We start from the raw sequence: 18,767 nt of genomic DNA, 5'->3' as shown, positions 1-18,767 counted from the left end.
AGCTACCAAAGCTAAGGCCACCTTCCCAACCTACAATTGATGACAGGAAATACTAAAAAGATGCTCTTTTTCAACAGGAAATGGTACTTTCGTTTGGAGAAAAGACAATTTATTCCTAACTTTACTCAGGAATAGGATGCATGGTAATGGAAACTGCGCCACCTGCATCAGTAACACATAAAGCAAATAACCATGAGTTTACAAGAGATTTTAGACCAGCGCCGTGCCATCCGTCACTTTGATTCTCAGAAGCCGCTTGACCCGGAACGGGTGAAAGAATGCATCAGGATGGCAACGCTGGCACCGACGAGTTCCAACATGCAGTTGTGGGAGGCTTATCACGTCACGGACAAAGCGGTGTTAGAGAAGCTCGCCCACGCCTGCCTCGACCAGCTCTCGGCACGCTCAGCCCAGGAGATGGTGGTTTTCGTCACACGCCAGGACCTCTATAAGCAGCACGCCGAAGCCGCCCGTAAGTTTGAGGAGGGCAACCAACGACGTCATGCTCCGAAGGAGAAGCAGGAGAAGCGCATCAAGAAATGGGACACCTACTACGGCAAGGTCATGCCCTTCCTCTACTCGCGCGGCTTCGGCCTATGGGGATTATTGCGCAAACTGCTGGCCCAACTCATTGGCCTGAGCCGTCCCATCGTACGCCAGGTATCGGAGGGAGACATACGCGTCGTTGTACATAAGAGCTGTGCCTTGGCTGCACAAACGTTTATGCTGGCCATGAGCGAGGCAGGCTACGACACGTGTCCGTTGGAAGGCTTTGACAGCCTGCTGGTCAAGAAGGCCCTCGGCTTACCCCGTAAAGTAGAGATCAACATGGTCATCACTTGCGGCATCCGCCAGCCCGACGGAGTGTGGGGCGACCGCTATCGCCAGCCATTCAGCGAGACCTATCACAGGGTGTAGCAAAACCTTCTTGTCTTTGCCGAGACAAGAAGGTTGTTGCCCCAATTTTAGGAAAAGTGTAGTTTTAGAGGTCCCAAAACGCAGGAAAAGTGTAGTTTCCGCCTGCTTATTTCGTAGGAAAAGTGTATTTTTGCAAGGGTAAAAACCAAGGAAAAGTGTATCTATGGCATTACGAAGGAAAATAGAGCAAGACATAAGAGCTTATTTATCAAGTGATTCCAACAAGATGATGATCATCGATGGAGCACGGCAGGTAGGCAAGTCATTTATCATTCGGCAAGTGGGTAAAGAGTTGTTTCCCAACTACATTGAGATAAACATGGAAGCCGACAAGTTAGGCGACCGTGTCTTTGCCGAGGCAAAGACCGTGAAAGACTTCTATCTTGCACTAAGCGTGGTGGCCGGTGACAGGATGAAAGACCGGGCGAATACACTTGTCTTCATCGATGAAATCCAAGCTTACGACCATCTGCTCACCTTAGTGAAGTTTCTCATGTCGGACCGTCGGTTCACCTTTATAGCCAGCGGTTCTCTCTTGGGCGTCACGCTGAAGAAGACGCAGTCCATCCCTATTGGAAGCATTATACGCAAGCACATGTATCCACTTGACTTCGAAGAGTTTCTTTGGGCCAACGGTGTGGGCGAGCCACTCATCCAAGCCATGAAAGAGAGCTATGAGAATAGGCGTTCTCTACCCGAAAGCATTCATACGAAGCTGATGTCTCTCTTCCGCTCCTATCTGCTTACCGGTGGCATGCCCGATGCCGTCAACACCTTTCTCTCTACTCAGAATATCGTGGAAACGCGACAGATACAGACTGACATCCACGAACTCTATGGTGATGATGCCGCTAAATACGAACAGGAATCTGCACGCAAGCTACAGATCATGCGTATCTACCGCATGATTCCGTCCAACATGGAAAACAAAAAGAAACGAATCGTTGCCAAAGAAATAGAAGGGAAGCAAGGCAAGCGCATGACCGACTACCTCGATGAATTTGAATACCTTATCTCTTCCGGAGTAGCACTGGAAGTGAAAGCCATCAGCAAGCCAAGCTATCCCTTGGTACAGAACAGCGGTAAGAATCTGCTAAAGCTCTACCTCAACGATGTGGGGCTACTCACCGACGTGCTCTATGGCACAAACATAATGCCTATTCTGAAAGACATCGCCAGCATCAACTTGGGATCAGTCTATGAGTCTGTAGTGGCACAAGAACTGCGGGCACATGGACATGGACTGTTCTATTATGACAATAAGAAGTTGGGCGAAGTGGATTATCTCATCAACGACCAGCAGCACCTGTCCGTCGTCCCCATTGAGGTGAAGTCTGGTAAGGACTACAAGGTGCACAGTGCCTTGGACCGTTTCCTCAGCATCAGTGAATACAACATCCACCAAGCCTTTGTACTCTCCAATGAGCGCCGCATTTATCAGGAGCAAGGTATCACCTATCTGCCTATCTATGACATCATATTCCTATAAGTTATTCCTCCTTTGGCACCTTCCACCAAAACATGATTGCGGCAAGGAGCTGAGCGGCGACGCTGACAACGACCATGACCACGAGACTCTGATCGTAGAGTACACCGAGGAGCCAACTGCCCAAGAACCAGGCAGCACCGAAACAGCACTCAAAGATGCCGTAACCCGTGGCACGGCTGCGCTTAGGCACCATTGTAGCCACGGAAGCCTTGAGGATGGACTCCTGCGCACCCATGCCAATGCCCCACAGCACCACGCCGATGATAGCGCAAGTCGAAGCAATGCCGGTGTTCGTCCCTCCGACAAGCAGGCTCGTCACGTCACCGCCCAAGAAGGCGAATACAGCAAAGGGAGCGGCCACTAATGTGGAGACAACCAGCGACAAACGGGCATGACGGTCGAAGAGCCAGCCAAAGACAAAGGCGGAAGCCGCATCGGTGAGCATCGCCAAAGCATAGAGCAACGGCAGGACAGCAGCCGTGAAGAGATGCTGACGCGAGAAGTGCATGACGATCAGCGAGTAGTCGGCGAAGCCAAAGGCAAAGAGGCTGATGCCAACGATATACACCACGAAGCGCTTGCTGACACGAAAGGGTACATACTCCTTCGGTTCCGGCTCAAAGTTCTCGGGATGCGGGAAGCGCTTGTATGTCAGCCATAATAATAATAAGGTGATGGCACCAGGAATAGCGAGAAAGGCAAAGCACGTGCGGTAGTCGCTGAACGTGTCGTCGCGGTGCTGAATGAGCATGATGAGATAGAGCAACAGAGGTCCGAGCACGGCACCGATTTGGTCGAGTAACTCTTGGATGGCGAAACTCTTCCCCACCCCTTCCTGCGAGGCTGCGAAAGACATCACCGTGTCTTTCGCCGGTTTTTTGATAGCTTTACCCAACCGCTGAACGATGAGCAACGCACACGCCAGCGCCCAACCATGACGGCCAACGAGTGCCAATGCCGGCACAGCCACCACATCGAGCGCATAGCCGAAGAGCACCATCGGCCAATAGCGTCGCGTCCAGTCAGTCAACCATCCAAAGACATAACGCAGACCATAGCCTACCAGTTCACCAAGCCCCGACACAAAACCGATGACTGCCGCCGAGGCTCCGGCCAATGAGAGGAACGCTCCACGTATGCTGTTCGCACTCTCATGGGTCATATCCGAGAACAAGCTCACCACGCCGAAGAGCACGATGAACGTCATCGCTGCCGACATCCGCCTTTTCTTTTCACTCATCTTTACAACATCTCAACACACATCATTCAACTTTGCATTCTTTCCACGCTTCTCTTCGTCTCTCTTCGACTTTGACTTGATGACAAGCCACACACCGGAGAAGACCAGAATGACGGCCACGCCCTGAGGCAGCGTGAAGACACTCAGTCCCACAGCCACACTGACGATGACCGAGACGATGGGCTGCACATAATTATATACGCTCACCACCGTAGGCCGCAACACACGCTGAGCCACCACGCTGAGCAGATAGCTGACAAACGTACCGAAGACGACCACATAGCCCACCTCTAACCACGTGGCTACAGTGAACGTCGCCCACGGCAACTGACTGACATGCCAGGAAGTGAACGGCAGGACGAAAAGCGAAGCCCACGTAAACATCCACTTGTTGACTGTGAACACATTATACTTCCGGATAATCGGGTTGTAGAGTGCCAGATAGAGGGCAAAGGAGAACTGCGCACCGAAGCACATCAGGTCCCCGCGGATGTTGCCGACCTTCGCACTTCCCGCATGAGCACTGCTGAGAATGAGGATGAGCGCGCCACCACAACCGATAGCCACGCCAAGTACCTTCTTCCACGTGATCGGTTCCTTGAGAATAAAGAAGGAAAGCACCATGGCAAAGATAGGCATCGACGTGGTGACGATGCTGGCATTGACTGGCGAGGTGATGCTCAACCCGATGTTGTACAGTCCTTGGTTAAACACGATGCCGAGCAGAGCCGCTCCCGCCAACTTCACGATGTCGCGCGCCGGAATATGCTCGCGCGGACCTATCAGCGAGGCCACCCAAAAGAGCAGAGCAGCCCCCGCCACACGAAACGACACCACAGAGATGCCATCAAAACCACTGTTCATCGCAGCCTTGCCGATCGGCGCCATTAGCCCCCAAATAGCCTCGGCAGCAAACATACTCAGATGTGCCTGCAAGGGCACACGGTTATCCTTCATCTTTTCTTTCCTTTTCTTATTATTGTCAAATTCATATGCAAAGTTACTAATAATTGCCTTTCAGCGATACAACTTACCGATATTTTCCTTATATTTGCCAAAAGAAAAAACCGAAACAACTATGCAGAAATACGCAGACTATATCAAGCAGATAGAGATCGACGCCCTCTGGAGCGGGCGCAAGCATATCATCTGGGACCTCGACCGGCAGGTCAACATCCTCAGCGGCGTCAACGGCGTGGGCAAGTCGACCATCCTCAACAAGGTGGTCAAGGGTCTCTCGGCCGGTGGCGACTTCCCCAGTCATCTGCTCAAAGGCGTACATCTGAAGGTGGAGCCGGAGGACGCGCGCCTTATCCGCTTCGACATCATCCGCAGCTTCGACCGTCCGATCATCAACTCAGAGGCGGTGACGAAGATGGGACTCACGCTGGCCACCGAGATGGACTGGCAGATCTTCCTGTTGCAAAGAAAGTATCTCGACTACCAGGTCAACATCGGCAACCGCATCATCGCCACCCTGCAAAGCGGTGAGCCCGATGCCGCCGAGAAGGCACAGGCACTCTCGCAACCCAAGAAAGACTTCCAGGACATCATGGACAGCCTCTTCGCCGAGACCGGCAAGAAGATTATCCGTACGGAAAACGAAATCAAGTTCACGCAGATCGGCGAGACCCTCCTTCCCTACCAGCTCTCCAGCGGTGAGAAACAGATCCTCGTCATCCTGCTCACCGTGCTCGTGGAGGATCAGAAGAACTATGTGCTCTTCATGGACGAGCCCGAGGTGAGCCTGCACGTGGAATGGCAGAAACAGCTCATCGACCTCATCCTCCGCCTCAACCCCAACGTGCAGATCATCCTCACTACCCACTCCCCCGCCGTGATCATGAACGGATGGATGGACAAGGTCACCGAGGTCAGCGACATCACCGTGGAGAACTAAAACCATGAAAAGATTAAGAGACAACCTCACCTCCAGCTATTTCGAGGCAGCCAACCGGCTCCAGTCCAAACGCGCGCGCAAAAAAGTCGTCGCCTATGTCGAAAGCTACGACGACGTCTTTTTCTGGCGGCAGATCCTCAGCCAGTTTGAGAGCGACACGCTCTACTTCGAGATCATGCTACCATCGAGAATGCAACATCTCGAGCGGGGCAAGAAAGCAGTGCTCATGCGCCTGCTCTCCGGCAAGACCGGACAGAGCATGATCGCCTGTGTCGACGCAGACTACGACTACCTCATCCAGGGCAAGACCGAGACGTCGCGCGCCGTCATCTCCAATCCTTACGTCTTCCACACCTACGCCTACGCCATCGAGAACATGCAGTGCTACGCTCCCTCGCTCCACGAGGTCTGTGTTGCCGTGACGCTCAACGATCACAGCATCTTCGACATGGAGGAGTATCTGCGGCAATATTCCCGCGCCATCTATCCGCTCTTCGTCTGGAACATCTGGTACTACCGCACACCCCACTACAGTGAGTTCACGCTCACCGACTTTCTGCGTATCATCGAGCCGGGCGGCTTTTCCCTTTCCAATCCTTGGGAACCCATCAGCCGGGTCAAGCAAAAAGCCGAAAAGAAAGTAGCACAGCTGTGGTGCATCCATCCCGATGAGCAAAGGAGCTATCAGCAAGTAGAGATCAGTCTGACAGAGTTAGGCGTCACGCCCGACAACACCTACATGTATATCCAGGGCCATCACCTTTTCGACAAAGTCGTCGTGCCGATGCTCAGCAAGGTCTGCGACAAACTCGTCAGACAACGGCAGAGCGAGATCGCCCGAGAAAGCGTTCACGGCACTCAGCGGCGCAACGAGCTCTCATGTTACACCAACAGCCTGGCCGACATCACCTCCATGCTCAAGAAAAACGCCGGCTTCCTGCGCTCACCGCAATACCATCAGATAGAAAGAGACCTCTACACTTTTATACAAAGCTGCAATACGTTGGGCAACAGTCTGCCAGACAACAAGCAGAAGGATCAATGAAACAAAAAATAAACACTATTTTCCTTTGATATTCCCGACGTTTGCTGTACCTTTGCAATATGAACATGCCAAATACCCAAAACGTAAAACTTAGCGAAAACATCATTCTTGCCGATGCCGACTATATCGACCTCGTCGCTTTCCGCCTGAGTGTACAGTTCGAGCGGATGATCGGCCGACGCATCCCCAAGGCTGATCTCAGCCGCTGGGCCGTGGACATTGCCCTGGACGGCGGACTGCGCGAAGACAGCAAGCCACACGAGATCCAACTGGTTCTGATTCACGACAAAAGCAAGAAACAGCTCGACAATTTCTCGCCATCGGTCTACGACACAGAGCTCAACGCCCAGGCTTTCCGCGACGACAAGCTCGGCGAGTTCCTCGTCAACGCTTATCCCACGGGCAGCATGGTCGACAAAGACGACTACCTGCAGGATGCCATCCGCACCATCCTTGAGCACAACGAGGTGCGCCGGCTGATGATCATCCCCAACGGCGAGGAAGGCGAGACCTACGACATCGTGAGCCATGCCCTGCGCGAAGCTCCTGACGACAAGCGCGTCACCGTTTTCGCCATGCAGCCCATGCCCGGTGGCAACTTCCGTCAGGAGATTCTCGGCTACTCGCTGATGAACGCCCTCGGCATCAAAGCCGACGAGCTCAAGGCAGAGGACTAAGCCAACAAAGAAGCGGAACCCAAGAGCTCACTACAAAACAAAAACAATAAAAAGATATATTACAGTATGAGTAGAGTATTAATGATTGGAGCCGGAGGCGTAGCTACGGTCTGCGCCTTCAAGATGGTACAAAACCAGGATGTCTTCTCTGAGCTGATGATCGCCAGCCACCACAAGGATAAGTGCGACAAACTCGTCAAGGCCATCCACGACAAAGGATATAAGATGGACATCAAGACCGCTGAGGTCGATGCCGACGATGTGGAGCAGCTCAAGCAGCTCATCGGCAGCTATAAGCCCGAGCTGGTCATCAACCTCGCCCTGCCCTATCAGGATCTGACCATCATGGATGCCTGTCTGGCCTGCGGCGTCAACTATCTCGACACCGCCAACTACGAGCCCAAGGACGAGGCCCACTTTGAGTACAGCTGGCAGTGGGCTTACCGCGACCGCTTCAAGAAGGCAGGGCTCACCGCCATCCTCGGCTGCGGCTTCGACCCGGGTGTGAGCCAGGTGTTCACCGCCTACGCTGCCAAGCATGTCTTCGACGAGATCATCGACCTCGACATTGTGGACTGTAACGCCGGCAACCACCACAAGGCCTTCGCCACCAACTTCAACCCAGAGATCAACATCCGTGAGATCACACAGAAAGGTCTCTATTACGAAAACGGCAAATGGATTGAGACCGACCCCCTCGCCGTGCACAAGGCACTCACCTACCCCAACATCGGGCCGCGCGAAAGCTACCTCATGCACCACGAGGAGCTGGAGAGCCTGGTGATCAACTTCCCGACAATCCGCCGTGCCCGCTTCTGGATGACCTTCGGACAGCAGTATCTGACCTATCTCGACTGCATTCAGAACCTCGGCATGTCGCGCATCGACGAGGTGACCTACGAGGCTCCGCTCGCCGACGGCTCAGGCAAGATGGTGAAGGTAAACATCGTACCGCTGCAGTTCCTCAAGGCCGTACTGCCCAACCCGCAGGATCTTGGCGAGAACTACGACGGCGAGACGTCCATCGGCTGCCGCATCCGTGGCATCAAAGACGGCAAGGAGCACACCTATTATATATATAACAACTGCAAGCATCAGGACGCTTACAAGGAGACAGGTATGCAGGGCGTAAGCTACACCACCGGTGTGCCGGCCATGACCGGTGCTATGATGTTCCTCAAAGGCATCTGGCGCAAACCGGGCGTGTACAACGTTGAGGAGTTCGACCCGGATCCGTTCTTGAAGGTACTCGGTGAGCAGGGACTGCCCTGGCACGAGATTCACGACGGTGACCTGGAGCTATAAGCTCTCCACCTTGGCATCATGCGGATGAGCATCGATACTCATCCTCTCCATAAACCCTAAAACGACAACAACAGAAATGGCAAAAACAGAAGAAGAATTGGCTGCAGAAAAGGCAGCACAAGATAAGAAAGAGCGTGAAGGCAAACTGAAATCGCTCCAGGAGGCCATGGCAAAGATCGAGAAGGACTTTGGCAAGGGCTCGATCATGCGCATGGGCGACGAGAAGGTGGAGAACGTGGAGGTCATCCCCACGGGATCCATCGGCTTGGACTGCGCCTTGGGCGTAGGCGGCTACCCTCGTGGCCGTATCATCGAGATCTACGGTCCCGAGTCTTCCGGTAAGACGACGCTGGCCATCCACGCCATCGCCGAGGCACAGAAGCAGGGCGGCATCGCCGCCTTCATCGACGCAGAGCACGCCTTCGACCGCTTCTATGCCGAGAAACTCGGTGTGGACGTTGACAACCTCTGGATTTCCCAGCCCGACAATGGTGAGCAGGCACTGCAGATTGCCGACCAGCTCATCAGCTCATCGGCCGTGGACATCCTCGTGGTGGACTCTGTCGCCGCGCTGACCCCGAAGAAAGAGATCGAGGGCACCATGGGCGACTCTGCCGTCGGCCTGCAGGCCCGACTGATGAGCCAGGCACTGCGCAAGCTCACCGGCACGATTTCCAAGACCAACACCTGCTGCATCTTCATCAACCAGTTGCGTGAGAAGATCGGCGTGATGTTTGGCAACCCTGAAACCACCACGGGTGGTAACGCACTGAAGTTCTACGCTTCCGTTCGTCTCGACATTCGTCGTACCAGTCAGCTCAAGGACGGCGATGAGGTATACGGCAACCACGTGCGTGTGAAGGTGGTGAAGAACAAGGTAGCACCTCCTTTCCGCAAGGCTGAGTTCGACATCCTCTTCGGACAAGGCATCAACAAGGCCGGCGAGCTCGTGGATCTCGGTGTGGAGTACAACATCGTCCAGAAGAGCGGCAGCTGGTTCAGCTACAACGGCAGCCGACTGGCCCAAGGCCGCGACGCCACCATCAAGTTGATCAACGACAACCCGGAACTTTCGGAAGAAATCACCGGACTGGTGATGAAAGCCATCAAAGATCACAAAGAATAATCACCCACAAGCCAAAGGGAAGAACCGACAGAGCCGGCTCTTCCCTTTGTTGTTTTTTCTGATAAAAAACGGGCTCTGAGAATCGATTCTTTTGGACGAAGACCTCCTTGGCTCTGATTTTCGCGAAAAATAGCGTATTTTTATAAGCTATTGATAATCAATGTGCTACAAACGTAAACACTTTCTATCAATAACATCTCGGCTTTTTCTTGCAAAATTCTCTAGAAAATTTTCGGTCAGAAAAGGCTTTTGATCCGATCAAACAACTGATATGACCGAGTCAAACAACTGAAATGATCGTATCAAACAACTGTTTTCTACCCATGACCCAACAGAAATCGAGGGGACACGACGGCATTTTGAGGTTTTAAGGAGAGAATATCAGTTTTCTCTTCTCTAGATTGCAAGTTGAAGTGGAAGGTGTTTTGTAAAAAGAAATAGCAAGCAGGTTTCTCCTGCTTGCTATTTTGCTATCATCTATCTAATCGTTTTTTCATTTAGCTTACACGTAGGTCTCGATGAGTTTCATCTTTCCCTCGGTCTTGATCTGCTTGGTTGTAGCGGGGAAGATCAGGCTGTCACCCGCCTGCACATCGATGACGTTGCCCTCGTTGTCAGTGAGCTTACCACTGCCTTTTGTGACGATGGTGATGATGAAACTGTCCAAAGCCGATACGTCAATGGTCACAGGACTGCTCAGATCGTAGAGCAGCGTATGGAAATAAGGGCACTGCACGAGCATGACGCCTTTGTTCTCCTCGGGAACATATTCCGTGCGGTAGTTGGGCAACACTGTGTAGTTGATGCTCTCGGCAGCCTCCTGGGTATGGAGCTGCCGGTAGTTGCCATTCTTGTCCTTACGTTTGAAGTCGTAGATGCGGTAGGTGACATCGCTCGTCTGCTGGATCTCGCAGAGGAAGCAGCCCTTGCCGATGCTGTGGATGCGTCCGGCGGGGAGGAAGAAGCAATCGCCCTCCTTGACGTCGTAGTGGTCGATAGCGTCCACGATCGTGTCGTTGGCCACCATCTCCTTATACTCCTCGGGAGTGATCTTCTTCTTCAGTCCCACGAGCATACTGGCATCGGGATCAGAGTCCATGACATACCACATCTCGGTCTTGCCGCGCTCCTTGCCTTGCTTATGGGCTATCTCGTCGGTCGGATGCACCTGGATGGACAGAGGCTGGGCGGCATCGATGAACTTGATGAGCAACGGAAACTCGTTACCAAAGCGCTGATAGTTGGCCACACCCACCAGTTTCTCCTTCATATCTGCCACGACAGCGCTCAGCGGCTGACCGGCATATTCTCCTTCGCTGACGATGGTCTCATTGCCGGGAACACCGGAGATCTCCCAGCTCTCTCCCACGTTTTCGAGATTGTCGTGGAGATGCTTGAACGGGATGATCTTGTTGCCACCCCAAAGAGTCTGCTTCAGCAAAGGCTTAAAACGTAAAGGCTTCATATCATATCAGTTTATTAATGTCTATTTGTATATACGTTTTTATGCTGCAAAGTTACGTAAATACAAGCGACATCATACGGCCTCAATTATCCAAACGTGACACTATCTTACTAATTTTCCGTCCAGAACGACGGTGTGAGGCAAACGATCACCGAGAAAATCTCCAGACGGCCGAAGAGCATCATGACGGTACAGATCCACTTGGCAAAGTCGGGAAGCATCGACCACGACATCGTAGGCCCTATCTCCAAGCCCAATGTCGGTCCCACATTGCCGATACAGCTCATGGCGATGGTGATGGCGTTGGTGTTGTCGATGCCCGAGGCGATCATGATGAACGCCGAGATGAAGATGAGCAACAGATAGGCAGTGAAAAACGCCAACAGAGAGACACGCTGAGGATAGGTGATGTTCACGCCGCTGATCTTCAACGGCAACACGGCATGGGGGTGGAGACGCTGTCGCAACTCATTGCGGAGCACCTTAAAGAGCATGGTGATGCGCACGCATTTCATGCCGCCGGCCGTACTCCCCGAACAGCCCCCGACCAGCATACACACGGCCAGAACGACCCACGTGACGTGGGGCCACTTGCCAGCATCGTCGTTGAACAGTCCTGTCGTCGTCATAAACGACACCACGGAGAACAGCGAAGAGCGGAACGCATGCTCCAAGCCATAGTGATTGCGCACGACCAGCTCCATCATGATGAAGGCCGTGAACAGCACCGTGAGTATCAGATAGAGCCGGAACTCAGTGTCGCGCCACAGTGCCCGTACCTTTTTCTTCGCCACGGCGCAATAAAACAGCGTGAAGTTGACGCCCGAGATGAAGCAGAAGAACGTGGCGGTATACTCCATTCCGGGTGAATGGAAATGCTCGATACTGTCGTTATAGATCGAGTAGCCACCTGTCGCTGCTGTCGACATGGCGTAGTTGATGCCCTCGAACCAGTTCATGCCAAAGAGCATGAAACCGGCCATGCAGCCAAAGGTGATAAACAGATAGACGAGCCAAATCCATTTGGCACTCGTCGAGAGCCTTGGGCTGAGCTTGCTCTTGATCGGTCCGGTGGCCTCAGCGGCAAACACTTTCGTGCTGCCCCCGACCACCTGCGGCAGCACGGCGATGGTGAAGAACACGATACCCAAACCACCGATCCAGTGAGTCAACGACCGCCAGAACAGGATGCCGTGGGGCAAAATCTCCACATCGTCGATGATGGTGGCTCCCGTCGTAGTAAAGCCCGACATCGTCTCAAAGTAAGCATCCGTAAAACTATGGAGATAGCCACCCACCAAGAAAGGTATCGTGCCAAAGAGCGAAAATACGGTCCAGGTGAGCGTGACGATCAGATAAGAGTCACGGCGCGACATGATATTGTCGGCGTTGCGGCCCTTATACCCGAGGATAATGCCCGAGAGCACGGTGACGAGGACGGAGACGAGAAAAGCAAAGGTGTCTTCCTCGCCATAGTACAGAGCAATGCCCAGACACACCAGCATCATAATAGCCTCAAGGAAGAGCAGCGAGCCCAGGATCTTATAAATGATTTTAAAGTTGATCACACCTATTGTCTCCTATTTCTTAAAACTTGTCTGCAGATGCGATGATGACGCGCATCAATTAAAGAACTTCTCGATCTTCTTCATGTTGACGTTGTGGCAGAACACCACCACGTCGTCGCCGGCCTGTATCTGTGTGTTTCCTGATACCAGCATTCCCTCTCCGTCTCTGACCAGTCCGCCGATGGTCATGCCTTGCGGCAGTCCGAGATCCTTGACCGCTTTCCTGGTCACCTTGGAATCGGGCTTGGGAATAAACTCTGCCACGTCGGCATTGGCCGACAGCAAGAAGGTGACATTCATCACGTCGGCATCGAGCATGAGCTGATAGATGCGACTGGCGGCGATGGCCTTTTTGTTGATGATCGTACCGATATCGAGGCTTTCGGCCATACTGGCATAGCCCATGCTCTCGACCATGGCCACGGTCTTGCGTACGCCCATGCGCTTGGCTGCCAGACAGGCCAGGATGTTGGTCTCGGCATTGCCCGTGAGAGAGACGAAAGCCTGGGTGTTGTAGATACCCTCGTCGGTCAGCACGCCCATATCGCGCGGGTCAGCATTGATGACAAGGGCTTGGTCGTTGAGCAACTGGTTGAGTTCGTCACAGCGATCAGGATCCACTTCAAAGATCTTCGTGTTCATATATTCCGGCATGGTCTGCACGGCACGCACGGCAGTGGCACCGCCGCCCATGATCATCACATTCTTCACGTCGACATAATGTTCCTTGCCGACTATCTTGCGGATATAAGGGATATATTGCTTCGTGGTCATGAAATAGGCCAAGTCGTAGCATTTCAGCTCGTCATTGCCGCCGGGGATGATCGTCTCGTCCTTGCGTTTGATGGCCACCACATGGTAAGGGTCATCAGGACCGCAAAGTTCCTTGAGGGGACGGTTGAGAATTTCACACGACTCCCGCAACTTGATGCCAAGCATCACCAGTGCGCCGTTGTGCACATCCCAACGCTGTCTGACCCACGACATGCGCAATCCGTTGATGATGTCGCGTGCGGCGAGCATCTCTGGATAGATGAGCTCGTCAACACCCAGCTCCTTATAGAACTGCCGGATGTCGGGCTCCATATACTCGCTGTCGTCGATCTTTGCCACCGTCTTACGGGCGTGCAGAGCGTGGGCGAGTACACAACTGTTGATGTTGGCATTGTCGTCGGGTGTCACGGCAATAAACAGATCCGCGTCACCGGCATTGGCTTCCCTGAGTGTCTTCACGCTGGAGGCCGAGCCACAAAGAGTCAGCAAATCATAGTCCGTGCCTATGCGGGCCAGCCGTTCCTCATCGTCATCGATCACGGTGATCTCTTCCTGATTGCGGGAGAGCAACCGCGCCAAATAGGTACCAATGGCGTATGCGCCGGAAATGATGATTTTCATAAGTCTATGTCAAACTTTCTTCTATCGTCTTCTTAATACTTGGAACATCCAGTCCCCACTTCTCCCGCAGCTGAGCCACGGTGCCATGCTCCACAAAGCAGTCGGGCAGTCCCAGTCTGACAACATCGGGATGGTAGCCGTGATCGCTCATCCACTCAAGCACTGCCGATCCCATGCCGCCGTTGCGCACGCCGTCCTCTACAGTGATCACGTGCTTGAACCTCGAGCCGACCTCGTCGAGCAGATGGTCGTCGAGTGGTTTGAGGAAGCGAAGATCGTAGTGAGCCACATGGTTTTTGCGGTTTGGATCTTCGCTCTCGATCTGTTGGATGGCACTCTCCACGTCGTAGCCGATGGGGCCGATGGTGATCACTGCCACATCGGTGCCCTCATGAATGACACGTCCGGTGCCGACAGCTATCTCGTCAAGTGGGCACTGCCAGTCGACAAGATGGCCCCGACCACGCGGATAGCGGATCACGAAGGTGCCCATACCGGGCTTTTGGGCAGTGTACATCAGCCTGCGCAACTCATGCTCGTCCATCGGCGAGGCAATGGTGAGGTTGGGGATCGGACGCAGGGCTGCCATGTCGAAGGCACCATGATGCGTCGGTCCGTCCTCGCCGACAAGGCCGGCACGGTCGAGACAGAGCACTACCGGCAGGTTGAGAATCGCCAGATCATGGATGATATTGTCGTAGGCGCGCTGAGCAAAAGCACTGTAGATATTGCAGAAAGGCAGCAAGCCGTCCTTGGCCATACCACCGGAAAATGTCACGGCATGGCCCTCAGCGATACCCACGTCAAAGACGCGGTCGGGCATCTCCTTCATCATGATGTTCATCGAACAACCCGTAGGCATGGCAGGAGTCACGCCGACAATCTTGGGGTTGCGCCTTGCCAGTTCCAACAGCGTATTGCCAAATACTTCTTGGAACTTTGGAGGCTCGTTGCTTGTGTCGGGCACAATGCGCTCGCCCGTTTCGGCATCGAAGCGGCCAGGAGCGTGCCAGATGGTGGCGGCTTTCTCGGCAGGCTTGTAGCCTTTGCCTTTTACCGTGTGAAGATGAAGCAGTTTGGGACCTCGCATATCCTTGAGCTGACGCATGATCCTTACCACTTCCTTCACGTCGTGCCCGTCGAAGGGTCCGAAGTAGCGGATGTTCATGCCCTCAAAGATATTCTGCTGATGGCTGATGGCGCTCTTCAAGGCATTGTTGAGTCGGATGATTCCCTTCCGCCGGTCATCGTTGAGATAGCCCTTGGCGTGGAGCCATTGCGAAGCCTTGAAGCGCAGACGGTTGTAAGTTTCGTTGGTGTCGAGGTTGAGCAGGTATTTCTCCATGCCGCCAACAGCATGGTCGATGCTCATATCGTTGTCGTTGAGAACAATCAGCAGGTCGTTGGGCGTAGAGCTGACGTTGTTGAGTCCTTCAAAAGCCAGTCCGCCACTCATGGCACCGTCACCGATGACAGCGACGACATGCCGCTCGGGATGTCCGGTCTTGCGGGCTGCCACCGCCATGCCCAGCGCCGCAGAGATGCTGTTCGACGCATGACCACAGGTGAAGGTGTCGTATGGGCTCTCTTCCGGTGAAGGGAAAGGACGCACACCACCCATCTTGCGGTTGGTGCAGAAAGTGTCCCTTCTGCCCGTCAGAATCTTATGCCCGTAAGCCTGATGGCCCACGTCCCATACGATACGGTCATCGGGCGTGTCGAAGACATAGTGCAATGCCACTGTGATCTCCACCACACCAAGACTGGAAGCGAAATGTCCGGGATTGACCGACACTTCGTCGATAATATCCTGCCTGAGCTCGCGGCACACCTCTGGCAATTGGTCGACGCTGAGTTTCCTCAAGTCGGAAGGATATTTGATCTGACTAAGAAGTCCGTATTTGTTCTTATCCATTCACATTCGTTTGCTATAGCCTTGCAAAGGTACAATATTTAATTGACAATATAGTGAAAAGACCATAATTTTTGCTACCTTTGCAAGGAACAATAACTTTGCATGAACATTAACTATAATCTCACAAATATGAAGAAAAGAACCATCCTGGCCCTGTTCCTCGTGGCTGCCTCCAGCACCATGTTGGCACAGACACACGACGGCGGCATCTCTGCTACGATGCTGCAACAGATCGAGCAGTCTCAAAGCAAGAACCCGGCTTACAAGGCTTTGGCCAACGCCATCGCGTCGAACAAGATCGACGACTTGGCAAAGAACTACAAAAACTTAGGTGAAGTCGACACCTATTTCAGTGTGGAGACGCCCAAACAGAATATCGAGGACCAGAAGAGCTCGGGCCGTTGCTGGATGTTCTCGGGCCTGAACGTGCTGCGCGCCAACTTTGCCAAAGCTCACGGCGACTCGGTGCGCGTGGAGTTTTCTCACTCCTACCTCTTCTTCTACGACCAGTTGGAAAAGGCCAACCTTATGCTGCAAGGTGTCATCGACTGTGCCCGCAAGCCAATGGACGACACGCACGTGCAGTTCTTCTTCCGTAACCCCATCGGCGACGGCGGCACGTTCTGCGGTGTGGCCGATCTGAGCGAGAAATACGGACTGGTGCCGATGAGCGTCATGCCGGAGACTTTCTCCAGCGACAACACCTCACAGATGCAGAAGATGGTGTCGTCGAAGTTGCGTGAGTTCGGGCTGGAACTGCGCCGGATGGTCGCCGACGGTAAGAAAGCAGCCGACATCAAGAAGCGCAAAACAGAGATGCTCGGGACCATCTATCACATCCTCACGCTGACACTGGGCGAACCGGTCAAGGAGTTCTCCTATACCTTCCGCGACAAAAACGGAAAGGCTGTGGGTCCCGCAAAGACCTATACACCGAAGTCGTTCTATCAGGCTACGGTGGGCGGACCGCTCAACGGTACGTTTATCATGGTGATGAACAACCCGCGCCGGCCTTATCACAAGACTTACGAAGTGGAATATGACCGCCACACCTACGACGGACACAACTGGAAATACCTCAACCTGCCGATGGACGAGATTGAGAGCCTCGCCATCGCCTCGCTCAAAGACGGGCATAAGATGTACTCCAGCTACGACGTGGGCAAGCAGCTCGACCGCAAGCGCGGCTATCTCGACACCGACAACTTCGACTACGGCTCGCTGCTGGGTACTACCTTCGGCATGAACAAGGCGCAGCGCATCGAAACCTTCGACAGTGGTTCCACGCATGCCATGACGCTCACCGCCGTCGACCTCAACGCTGAGGGCAAGCCGCTGAAATGGAAGGTAGAGAACAGTTGGGGACCGACCTACGGTCAGAACGGCTATCTGATCATGACCGACAACTGGTTCCAAAACTATATGTTCCGTCTCGTGGTCAACAAGCGCTATGTACCGGAGACGCTCCTGAAGCAGTTCGAGCAGAAGCCGACGATGGTCACGCCGGAAGACCCGCTGTTCCTCGAAGACGAATAGAAAAGAAGACTCTCACTAACCCTACAGCCCTCCCTAACCCTCCCAAGGGAGGGAAATGTACAACCATTTCCTCTCCCATCAAAGAGGGCTTAGGGCTTGAACATTGGAGGTTGGGGAAGTTGGGTATAGAGTAGGTCAACACTCAACATTCATCATTCAACATTGGAATCATTCATCACTCAACATTCAACATTAGCCAATGTATCTGCTCATCTGTCTGTTCACCTTTGTAGAGCTGAACTGCGAGAATCTTTTCGACACGCAGCACGACAGCCTTAAGCACGACGAGGAGTTTCTGCCTACCTCCGCGATGCACTGGACGCCATCGCGCTATTGGCATAAGCTCAACCGCATCGGGCAGGACATTCTCTCGTGTGGTGAGTTGGACTCCACGAAGGTGATTCCCGACATGGTGGTGCTCACTGAGGTGGAGAACGACAGTGTGATGCGTGATCTCACCAAGCGCTCACTGCTTCGCAATGCGGGCTATGAATATGTGATGACCGACAGCCCCGACGAGCGTGGCATCGACGTCGCCCTACTCTACTCTCCTTTCTCGTTTGCCCTGATCGGCTATCATTCCATCCGTATCGCGCCACCGAAAGGCTTCCGTCCCACGCGCGACATCCTTTATGCCTGCGGACAGCTGATCTCGGGCGACACGCTGCATGTCTTCGCCATACATGCGCCCAGCCGACGTGGCGGAGAGCAGGCTTCCCGACCCTATCGGCTGAAAGTCATCAACCGTCTTTTGCAGTCTGTGGATTCCGTCAGAGCCTTGTCACCCCAAGCCCGCATCATCATTGCTGGCGACTTCAACGACTATTCTTCTGATCCCACGCTTCAACTGCTCGTCCGTCATGGTCTCGTGGAAGTGTCGGAAAAAGCGCAGGGCAGTCACGGGGCGAAAGGGACCTATCGCTATCATGGGCTGTGGGGCAGCCTCGACCATATCCTCTGCGACGCGACTTCGGCTCGGCAACTCGTCGACTGCCACATCCACGACGCGCCCTTCCTGCTGGTGCCCGACGAGAAATACGGTGGTGTGAAACCCCGCCGCAACTATCTTGGTCCGCGCTATCTCAATGGTTTCAGCGATCATCTGCCGCTCGTCGCCACATTCGGTTTTCCTCCTATCCATCCGGAATAGAGAGCACCATCAATAAATATCCAACTCTCAACATAAGA

At 53.6% G+C, this 18,767-nt stretch carries 15 protein-coding genes; 9 read left to right on the top strand and 6 right to left on the bottom strand.

Going from position 1 to position 18,767, the window contains the following annotated elements:
• Positions 1-192: 192 nt before the first annotated feature.
• A complete protein-coding gene (locus NG346_RS06245; protein WP_262280187.1) occupies positions 193-918 on the top strand; it encodes a nitroreductase family protein in 726 nt (241 codons plus the stop codon).
• A 226-nt stretch (positions 919-1,144) separates the two neighbouring features.
• The gene (locus NG346_RS06240; protein WP_262280188.1) at positions 1,145-2,407 is read left to right on the top strand and encodes an ATP-binding protein; all 1,263 of its coding nucleotides are present in this window, start codon (positions 1,145-1,147) and stop codon (positions 2,405-2,407) included.
• A 1-nt stretch (position 2,408) separates the two neighbouring features.
• Here NG346_RS06240 and NG346_RS06235 read toward each other — a convergent pair whose 3' ends face one another.
• Together NG346_RS06235 and NG346_RS06230 are read right to left on the bottom strand one after the other, a co-directional pair.
• Positions 2,409-3,647 carry an MFS transporter gene (locus NG346_RS06235; protein ID WP_262280189.1) on the bottom strand — a complete coding sequence of 413 codons (1,239 nt, stop codon included), beginning with the start codon at positions 3,645-3,647 and terminating at the stop codon, positions 2,409-2,411.
• Between the two features lie 12 nt (positions 3,648-3,659).
• The gene (locus NG346_RS06230; protein WP_262280190.1) at positions 3,660-4,604 is read right to left on the bottom strand and encodes a DMT family transporter; all 945 of its coding nucleotides are present in this window, start codon (positions 4,602-4,604) and stop codon (positions 3,660-3,662) included.
• 121 nt (positions 4,605-4,725) lie between these two features.
• Between NG346_RS06230 and NG346_RS06225 the strand changes: the two genes are divergently transcribed.
• The 5 genes from NG346_RS06225 to recA all read left to right on the top strand — a co-directional run bounded on the left by NG346_RS06225 (position 4,726) and on the right by recA (position 9,700).
• Positions 4,726-5,547 carry an AAA family ATPase gene (locus tag NG346_RS06225; protein ID WP_262280191.1) on the top strand — a complete coding sequence of 274 codons (822 nt, stop codon included), beginning with the start codon at positions 4,726-4,728 and terminating at the stop codon, positions 5,545-5,547.
• Positions 5,548-5,551: 4 nt separating this feature from the next.
• A complete protein-coding gene (locus NG346_RS06220) occupies positions 5,552-6,592 on the top strand; it encodes a DUF4435 domain-containing protein (protein WP_262280192.1) in 1,041 nt (346 codons plus the stop codon).
• Between the two features lie 59 nt (positions 6,593-6,651).
• On the top strand, positions 6,652-7,269 hold the full coding sequence (locus NG346_RS06215; RefSeq protein ID WP_262280193.1) for a DUF6621 family protein: 618 nt from the start codon (positions 6,652-6,654) through the stop codon (positions 7,267-7,269).
• Positions 7,270-7,335: 66 nt separating this feature from the next.
• Positions 7,336-8,574 carry a saccharopine dehydrogenase family protein gene (locus NG346_RS06210; protein WP_262280194.1) on the top strand — a complete coding sequence of 413 codons (1,239 nt, stop codon included), beginning with the start codon at positions 7,336-7,338 and terminating at the stop codon, positions 8,572-8,574.
• A 76-nt stretch (positions 8,575-8,650) separates the two neighbouring features.
• Entirely contained in the window at positions 8,651-9,700 is a 1,050-nt protein-coding gene (recA, locus tag NG346_RS06205) for a recombinase RecA (RefSeq protein WP_262280195.1), read from the top strand.
• A 502-nt stretch (positions 9,701-10,202) separates the two neighbouring features.
• Here the strand turns inward: recA and NG346_RS06200 are convergent.
• The 4 genes from NG346_RS06200 to dxs form a co-directional block, all read right to left on the bottom strand.
• Complete coding sequence (locus NG346_RS06200) at positions 10,203-11,165, bottom strand: type I phosphomannose isomerase catalytic subunit (protein WP_262288450.1); 963 nt, start codon at positions 11,163-11,165, stop codon at positions 10,203-10,205.
• 110 nt (positions 11,166-11,275) lie between these two features.
• Positions 11,276-12,733 carry a TrkH family potassium uptake protein gene (locus NG346_RS06195; RefSeq protein WP_262288449.1) on the bottom strand — a complete coding sequence of 486 codons (1,458 nt, stop codon included), beginning with the start codon at positions 12,731-12,733 and terminating at the stop codon, positions 11,276-11,278.
• 54 nt (positions 12,734-12,787) lie between these two features.
• A complete protein-coding gene (gene trkA / locus NG346_RS06190; RefSeq protein ID WP_154534533.1) occupies positions 12,788-14,128 on the bottom strand; it encodes a Trk system potassium transporter TrkA in 1,341 nt (446 codons plus the stop codon).
• Positions 14,129-14,132: 4 nt separating this feature from the next.
• Positions 14,133-16,043, bottom strand: coding sequence for a 1-deoxy-D-xylulose-5-phosphate synthase (gene dxs, locus NG346_RS06185; RefSeq protein WP_262288448.1), 1,911 nt, complete (start codon positions 16,041-16,043; stop codon positions 14,133-14,135).
• A 129-nt stretch (positions 16,044-16,172) separates the two neighbouring features.
• On the opposite strand from dxs, the gene NG346_RS06180 reads away from it, so the two are divergent.
• A complete protein-coding gene (locus tag NG346_RS06180; RefSeq protein ID WP_262288447.1) occupies positions 16,173-17,579 on the top strand; it encodes a C1 family peptidase in 1,407 nt (468 codons plus the stop codon).
• Positions 17,580-17,778: 199 nt separating this feature from the next.
• Positions 17,779-18,729, top strand: a complete 951-nt coding sequence (locus tag NG346_RS06175; RefSeq protein WP_262288446.1) for an endonuclease/exonuclease/phosphatase family protein — start codon at positions 17,779-17,781, stop codon at positions 18,727-18,729.
• Positions 18,730-18,767 lie beyond the last annotated feature (38 nt).

Source organism: Hallella absiana, assembly GCF_025457485.1.
Classification (GTDB): domain Bacteria; phylum Bacteroidota; class Bacteroidia; order Bacteroidales; family Bacteroidaceae; genus Prevotella; species Prevotella absiana.
This window is presented reverse-complemented; position numbering and strand designations above follow the sequence as displayed.

What these genes read in the sequence shown, in the direction of transcription:
- NG346_RS06215 (WP_262280193.1), top strand. Translation starts at nt 6,652, where the DNA reads ATGAACATGCCAAATACCCAAAACGTAAAACTTAGCGAAAACATCATT.
- NG346_RS06175 (WP_262288446.1), top strand. Translation starts at nt 17,779, where the DNA reads ATGTATCTGCTCATCTGTCTGTTCACCTTTGTAGAGCTGAACTGCGAG.
- NG346_RS06220 (WP_262280192.1), top strand. Translation starts at nt 5,552, where the DNA reads ATGAAAAGATTAAGAGACAACCTCACCTCCAGCTATTTCGAGGCAGCC.
- NG346_RS06235 (WP_262280189.1), bottom strand. Translation starts at nt 3,647, where the DNA reads ATGAGTGAAAAGAAAAGGCGGATGTCGGCAGCGATGACGTTCATCGTG.
- trkA (WP_154534533.1), bottom strand. Translation starts at nt 14,128, where the DNA reads ATGAAAATCATCATTTCCGGCGCATACGCCATTGGTACCTATTTGGCG.
- NG346_RS06200 (WP_262288450.1), bottom strand. Translation starts at nt 11,165, where the DNA reads ATGAAGCCTTTACGTTTTAAGCCTTTGCTGAAGCAGACTCTTTGGGGT.
- NG346_RS06245 (WP_262280187.1), top strand. Translation starts at nt 193, where the DNA reads ATGAGTTTACAAGAGATTTTAGACCAGCGCCGTGCCATCCGTCACTTT.
- NG346_RS06180 (WP_262288447.1), top strand. Translation starts at nt 16,173, where the DNA reads ATGAAGAAAAGAACCATCCTGGCCCTGTTCCTCGTGGCTGCCTCCAGC.
- NG346_RS06230 (WP_262280190.1), bottom strand. Translation starts at nt 4,604, where the DNA reads ATGAAGGATAACCGTGTGCCCTTGCAGGCACATCTGAGTATGTTTGCT.
- NG346_RS06210 (WP_262280194.1), top strand. Translation starts at nt 7,336, where the DNA reads ATGAGTAGAGTATTAATGATTGGAGCCGGAGGCGTAGCTACGGTCTGC.
- NG346_RS06240 (WP_262280188.1), top strand. Translation starts at nt 1,145, where the DNA reads ATGATGATCATCGATGGAGCACGGCAGGTAGGCAAGTCATTTATCATT.
- recA (WP_262280195.1), top strand. Translation starts at nt 8,651, where the DNA reads ATGGCAAAAACAGAAGAAGAATTGGCTGCAGAAAAGGCAGCACAAGAT.
- NG346_RS06225 (WP_262280191.1), top strand. Translation starts at nt 4,726, where the DNA reads ATGCAGAAATACGCAGACTATATCAAGCAGATAGAGATCGACGCCCTC.
- dxs (WP_262288448.1), bottom strand. Translation starts at nt 16,043, where the DNA reads ATGGATAAGAACAAATACGGACTTCTTAGTCAGATCAAATATCCTTCC.